Origin of the sequence: Dactylosporangium sp. NPDC050688 (assembly GCF_040654515.1) — a bacterium.
Classification (GTDB): Bacteria; Actinomycetota; Actinomycetes; order Mycobacteriales; family Micromonosporaceae; genus Dactylosporangium.
Genome location: NZ_JBFAIC010000101.1, coordinates 21,580 through 28,112 on the forward strand (window position 1 = coordinate 21,580; position 6,533 = coordinate 28,112).

Genomic DNA, 6,533 nt, shown 5'->3' on the forward strand with positions numbered 1-6,533 from the left:
GGGTGAGGAGTGCCATGGCCGACACGTTCACCACCTCCACTACCTCTACCGCCGACACCGGCGGGCCGGTGGGGGACTGGTTCGCCGTGCCCGCCTGGCAGGACGAGCCCGCCCCGGCGCCGGTGCCGGTCGGGCGCTGCCTGGCGTTCACCGGTGACGGCCTCGCGGCCCGGCTGACCGATCGGCTGCGGTCCTCCGGCGCAGGCCTGGTCGCGGTGGTGCCCGGCCCGGCCTACGGCATCGACGCCGCCGGTCGCTACACCGTGCGGCCGGGTGAGCGGGCCGACGTGGAGAAGCTCCTCGCCGACCTGGCCGTCTCCGGAGGCATGCCGTCGCGGGTCGTGCTCGCCTGGCCGCTGCTCGGTGAGCCCGCCGGCCTCGACGTCGCCGCCGCCTGGCAGGCCCAGCAGCTCGGCCTGTTCGCCGCCCTCGCGCTCGCCCAGGCGCTGGGCAGCAGTCAGCTCCTCGAGCCGGTGCACCTGGATGTCATCACCGCCGGCACCGAGGACCTCGACGGGACCGGGCTGAGCCGGCCGGAGCACGCCACCCTGGCCGGCATCGTGCGGGTGCTGCCGCTGGAGATGCCGGACCTCAGCGTGCGTCAGTTGGATCTGGATCCGGCCGAGGGTGACGCGGCGATCGAGGCATGTCTGGCCGAGCTGACCCGGGCCGCGGCCGGTGGGGCCGGCGACCAGGTCGTGCTGCGCGGCGGGCGGCGGCTGCGCCGCGACTACCGGGCGGTGTCCGTGCCGGCCCCGGCCGATCCGGCCGACGGCCTGCGCCGGGGCGGGGTCTACGTAATCACCGGCGGTCTGGGCGGGATCGGGCTGGCGATGGCCGAGGATCTCGCCCGGCGGGCCGGTGCGAAGCTGGTGCTGTTCGGCCGCACCGGCGCGGGCAGCGGACCTGACGCGTCGGTGCGGCGCATCGAGGCGGCCGGCGGCGAGGTCCTGGTGCTGACCGCCGACGTGACCGACGAGGCCGACCTGGCCCGGGTCCGGCAGGCCGCGCGGCACCGCTTCGGCCGCATCGACGGCATCTTGCACGCCGCCGGCGTGGCCGGTGGCGGCACGGTCGCGGTGCAGGAGCGGGCGGCGATCGAGCGGGTGCTCGCCCCGAAACTGGCCGGCACGCTCGCCCTGGCCCGCGTCTTCGGCGCCGACGACCTCGACATCGTGGTGTTCTTCGGCTCCACGACCGCGGTCGCGGCGCAGCCCGGCCAGCTCGACGCGTGCGCCGCGCACGCCTTCTGCGACGCGGTCGCCCGATCCGGGCACGGCTTCCGCGGCCGCGTCCTGGCGATCGACTGGGGTGGCTGGCTCGACACCGGCATGGCGGTGGCCGGGGCGGCCCCGGACCGGCCGGTCGGGCACCCGCTGCTCGACCGGCGCCACTCCGACGGGTCGTTGAGCGGTGCGCTCGCGCCGGCGACGCACTGGGTGCTGGACCAGCACCGGGTCGGCGGCGTGCCCATGCTGCCGGCGACCGCCCACCTCGAGCTGATGCACCGCGCCGTGCTGGAGCTGACGAGCCCGCCCGCGCCCGACGCCGCCGTGGAGCTGCGCGACGTTAGCTTCGTCCGGCCGTTCGCGGTGCCGCCCGACGCCGGCGCCCCCGGCGTGCGGGTCACGCTCACCCCCGCCGCGACCGGCTGGGACGTGCGGGTGTTCGGCCCGGCCGGGCTGCACGCCAGCGCCACCGCCGACTGGGTCCGGCCCGGTCCGCCACCCCGGCACGACCTCGGCGCGATCCAGGCCCGCTGCGCGCCGGCGCCACCGGCCCCGAAGCTCGCCGCCGACGAGGAGCTGCTCATCGTGGGCCCCGACTGGCCGGTGGCCACGCAGATCCGGGTCGATGCCGAGGAGCAGACCGCCCGCATCGAGCTGGCCGACCCGCCGCCGGGGGACTACTGGCTGCACCCCGCGCTGCTGGACCGGGCGGTCGGGTTCCCCCAGCTCGACGGGGCCGGCTGGCTGCCGGTCGGCTACGGCAGCCTGCTCGCCCGCGCACCGCTGCCCGGCATGGTGCACGGCCATGTGCGCTACACCAGCCGGGGCGACGAGCTGATCTCCGCGGACGTCACGGTGACCGACGCTGACGGCGTCGAGCTGGTGGCAGTCACCGACCTGCTGCTGCGCCGGGTGCCGGTCGCGCCGTCGGCCTGGGCGTCCTGGGCGCAGACGGCCACGTCGCCCACCGGCGAGGAGGGCATCCGCCCGGCCGCCGGGCTCGACGCGTTCGCCCGGCTGCTCGCCACCGACCTCGGCCCGCAGGTGGTGGCCACCCCGGAGTCGCTGCCGGGCCTGCTCGCCCAGGTGCGTGCCGCGTCGCGGGTGCCCGGCGCCGGCCCGGTGCCCCCGCCGGAAGACCTCGAGCAGCGGCTGCTCGACGGGCAGTACGTCGCGCCGCGCACCGAGCTGGAGGGCGCCCTGGCCGCGGTCTGGAGCCGGGTGCTCGGCGTCGGGCAGATCGGGGTGACTGACGACTTCTTCGAACTGGGCGGCGACTCGCTGCTCGGCGTGCAGCTCGCCGCCGCGATCCGCGCCGAGGTCGGCGTTAAGGTGCCCATGCGCACCCTGTTCGACCTGCCCTCGATCGAGCGGTTGGCGGTCCGGATTGAGCAGTTGCAGGGCTTCCTGTCCTCCGCTGATCCGGGCGCCACCCCGGCCGGCTCGACCTCGACCTCGGACTCGGTCGCGGACGAGCCGATTCCCCGACTGGCCCGGCCATGACGGTGACCGCGGCGGCTGTGGGCGAGCGGCTCGCCGCCATCGCCGCCGAGCAGCCCGACGCCGCCGCCGCTATCGACGCCACGGGGTCGCTGTCGTGGCGCCGGCTGGCCGCACAGACCACGGAGGTCGCCGGGCGGCTCCGCGCGGCCCTGCCGCCCGACGCGGGGCAGCCGGTCGTCGCGGTGCCGGCGGCCACCACCGCGGCGACGCTGCCGCTGCTGCTCGGTGTGCTGGCCGCCGGGCTGCCCCTGCTGCCGGTCGATCCGCGGGCACCGACCGAGGAACGCGACACCCTGCTGCGCTTCGTGGCCCGCTCCTACGGCCCGGTGCACGTGCTCACCGACACGGCCCTGTCCGCCGTCAGCGACATGACGCCCGGTGACAGCCGGCCCGAGGTCGGCTTACCCGGTGCCGGCCGGCGGGCGGGCTACCTGCTGACCAGCGGGGGCAGCTCCGGCCTGATCAAGGTGATCGCCGTCCCCGGGCCGATCCGCCACGACCCGCGCACGGTGCCCTCACCGCTGCTGCGCCGGGCCGGCTGGCAGTCCGGCCAGCGGCAACTGATCTGTGGCCCGCTGCACCACACCGCGCCGTTCACCGCCACCCTCGACGGCATCCTCGACGCCAACACCCTCATCCTGCTGCCGGCGTTCGCCCCCGACCTGCTGGTCGAGCTGATCCGGGCCGAGTCTGTGGCGTGGATGCAGCTCACCCCCGCGCACATGCGCAGCGTCGTGCAGCTCACCGACGCCGTCCCGGCCGACTTCGCGAGCGTCACCGGGGTCCTGCACACCGCGGCGGCGTGCGACTTCGCCACCAAAAAGGCCTGGATCGAGCTGGTCGGCGCCCACCGCATCGCCGAGACCTACGGCTCGACCGAGGCGGTCGGGGTGACCTTCGCCCGGGGTGATGAGTGGCTCGCCCGGCCTGGCACGGTCGGCCGGGGCTTCCTCACCCAGCTACGGATCCTCGACGAGGCGGGCCGGCGGCTGCCGCCCGGTGACGTCGGCACCGTCTACATGCGCAGCGGCCGGATGTCCGCCCGCTCCACCTATCTGGGCGGGCTGTCCCTGCCGACCACCCCTGACGGCTTCGCAACCGTCGGTGACCACGGCTGGCTCGACGAGGACGGCTACCTGTTCCTGACCCCCCGGCGCACCGACCTGATCAACGTCGGCGGCGAAAACGTCTACCCGGCCGAGGTCGAAGCGGTGCTGATGGAGCACCCGGCCGTCGCCGACGCCGCTGCCGTCGGCGGCGCCGACGCGATCCTCGGCGCCGTCGTGCACGCCAACGTGGTATTGGTCGGCCCGAACGCCGCCGGCCGGCCGGAGTTGGTCCGGCACTGCGCCGCGCGGCTCTCGCCGCACAAGGTGCCCCGAACCATGACGTTCGTCGCCTCGGTCCCGCGGTCCGCCGCCGGGAAGCTCGAGCGCTGGCGTATGACCGGAGGAGACCCAGCATGAGCGCGCAGGACCTGACCGGCGTCGAGCCGCACACCCCGGCGGCTGGCGCACCGCCGCCGGGCGGTCCTGCCGATCCGGGCGGTCCGGGTGAACCGGCCGAACCGGGCGCTGCCCGGCTGGACCTGGTGGAGGCCACGACCGCCCGGCACCCCGACGTCGCCGAGGTGGCCGCCGTGCTGCTCGACGGCGCGGTGACCGCTGCCCTCGTGCCGATCGACTTCGCCAGCGCTCCGGCCATCCGCGACCACCTCTGGGCCGTGCTCGGCGACGACGCACCGGCCACGGTCGCACTGCTCGCGGCGCTGCCCCGCGACGCCGCCGGCGAGGTCGACCGCGCGGAGCTGCGCCGCGTCCTGGCCGAGGACGACCCGCCCCGGTCCACTTTCGTCCCACCCCGGTCCGGCCGGGAGACCCAGATCGCCGAGGTGCTCCAAGACGTGCTCGACCTGCCCCGGGTCGGTCTCGACGACGACTTCCTGGAGCTCGGCGGCGACTCGCTGCGGGCGATCGAGCTGGTCAACCAGCTCGATCAGCGCCTCGGCGTCCAGATCAGCCTGGAAGACGTCTTCGACGCCGCGACCGTGCGCAAGCTGGCCGGCGGCGCATAGCGCATGCCCGTCACCGGACCCGAGCTGTTCACCGCCCTGACCGGCGGCGCGCCAGGCGCGCCGGCAGTGCTGACCGGCGACGGCGCCACCGTGGCCCGCGGCGGGCTGGCCGCCTGGACCGACCCGTGGGCCCGGGCGCTGGACCGGCCACGCAAAGCCCTCATCGTCTGCTTCGCCGGCCGGTCGGCCGCGACGGTGCAGTGCTGGCTGGCGGCGCTGCGGCTCGGGCACGCGGTGGCCATGTTCGACGCCGCGGCCCCCGCCGCGGTGCGGGACCGTTTCCTCGCCGCCTACCGGCCCGACCTGATCGCCTGGTGCCCCGATGACGGCCGGCTGCCCGGCGCCCCGCCCGCCGGATACCACGCGGTCGACCAGCCCGTGCCCGCGGCGGCGTTGTGGCAGCGTGACGACCCGTCGCCAGTCCAGCCGCACCCGGACCTCGCGCTGGTGCTGTCCACGTCGGGCAGCACCGGCAGCCCCAAGGCGGTGCGGCTGTCCTACGCGAACCTGGCCGCCAACTCGGCCGCGGTGGCCGCGTCGCTGGACGTGACACCCGCGGACCGGGCCGTCACGTCGCTGCCGCTGCACTTCGGCTACGGATTGTCGGTGCTCAGCAGCCACCTCGTCGCCGGGGGCAGCGTGGCGGTGATCCCGGACCGGCCGACCGGTCTGGCGTTCTGGCGGCGGTTCGCACGCGCCGGTTGCACCGGCTTCGCCGGCGTCGCCCCGACCTACGAGCTGCTCTCCCGGATGCTGACCGATCTGGACCGGGTGCCCGGGCTGCGGGTGATGACCTGCTCGGGCAGCCGGCTGCGCGGCGAGCTGGTGGTGCGCTTCGCCGACTGGCTGGCGCGGCGCGGCGGGCGGCTCTACATGATGTACGGGCAGACCGAGTCGACCTCCCGGATCGCCTGCCTGCCCCCGCGGCACCTCGGCGACCGGCTCGGCTCGGTCGGCACCGCCATCCCGGGCGGCCGGATATCGATCGAGGGCGGTGCGCAGACGGCGGGCGACGGCCGGTCCGGCGAGATTGTCTACCAGGGGCCCAATGTCATGCTCGGCTACGCCGAGGACCGCGCCGACCTGGCCCTCGGCGATACCAACGGTGGCGTGCTGCACACCGGGGACCTCGGCTACCTCGACGACGGGTTCCTCTACCTGACCGGCCGCAGCAAACGGATCGCGAAGGTGCTGGGCGTGCGGATCAGCCTCGACGACGTCGAGTGGCTCTTCGAGGACGCCGGGACGGTCGCCGTCGTTGACGGCGGTGACCGGCTGGTGGTGTTCACCGACGGTCCGGCCGAGCCGGTCGAGCAGGCCCGGGTGCCGGTGGCGGCCAAGCTAGGCATCCCGGCGACCCTGCTGACCGTCCGGGCGATACCGGCCCTGCCGCGCACCCCCAACGGCAAGCTCGACTACCGTTCCCTGGCGATCGACTGATCCCGCCTACCGCGACCTGGAAGCCGCCGGCTACTCCCGAAGTACCCTGTGCACGCTGGACCTGGTGCTGTGCAAGGCGTTCGCGGCGCAGACCGGACGCACCCTGGGTGCGCACAAGCCGCAGAAGAGCGACAGGGTGCAGCCGGTGTGGACTCTGGCCGAGGCCCGGGTGTTTCCTCAAGCACGTTCGGGGGCGCTGTTGCGTTGCCGGATCGATGGCCGCGTTGAACCCGTGTCGGGTCCGCGGTCAGATAGCCCGGGCGAGTTCGGTGAACGCAGCGGCCACT

4 protein-coding genes and 1 pseudogene are annotated in these 6,533 nt (G+C 75.3%); all 5 read left to right on the forward strand.

The window, feature by feature from the left end; genetic code table 11:
* The first annotated feature begins 14 nt into the window (after window positions 1–14).
* Window positions 15–2,732 carry an SDR family NAD(P)-dependent oxidoreductase gene (locus tag AB0H83_RS47995; protein ID WP_360109371.1) on the forward strand — a complete coding sequence of 906 codons (2,718 nt, stop codon included), beginning with the start codon at window positions 15–17 and terminating at the stop codon, window positions 2,730–2,732.
* Window positions 2,729–4,198, forward strand: coding sequence for an AMP-binding protein (locus AB0H83_RS48000; RefSeq protein ID WP_360109374.1), 1,470 nt, complete (start codon window positions 2,729–2,731; stop codon window positions 4,196–4,198). The genes AB0H83_RS47995 and AB0H83_RS48000 overlap by 4 nt, the downstream gene beginning before the upstream one ends.
* A complete protein-coding gene (locus tag AB0H83_RS48005) occupies window positions 4,195–4,806 on the forward strand; it encodes a phosphopantetheine-binding protein (RefSeq protein ID WP_360109377.1) in 612 nt (203 codons plus the stop codon). The genes AB0H83_RS48000 and AB0H83_RS48005 overlap by 4 nt, the downstream gene beginning before the upstream one ends.
* Before the next feature lie 3 nt (window positions 4,807–4,809).
* The gene (locus tag AB0H83_RS48010) at window positions 4,810–6,246 is read left to right on the forward strand and encodes an AMP-binding protein (RefSeq protein WP_360109380.1); all 1,437 of its coding nucleotides are present in this window, start codon (window positions 4,810–4,812) and stop codon (window positions 6,244–6,246) included.
* 64 nt (window positions 6,247–6,310) lie between these two features.
* Window positions 6,311–6,533 (forward strand): annotated as a pseudogene (locus tag AB0H83_RS48015) (hypothetical protein); the annotation flags it as partial.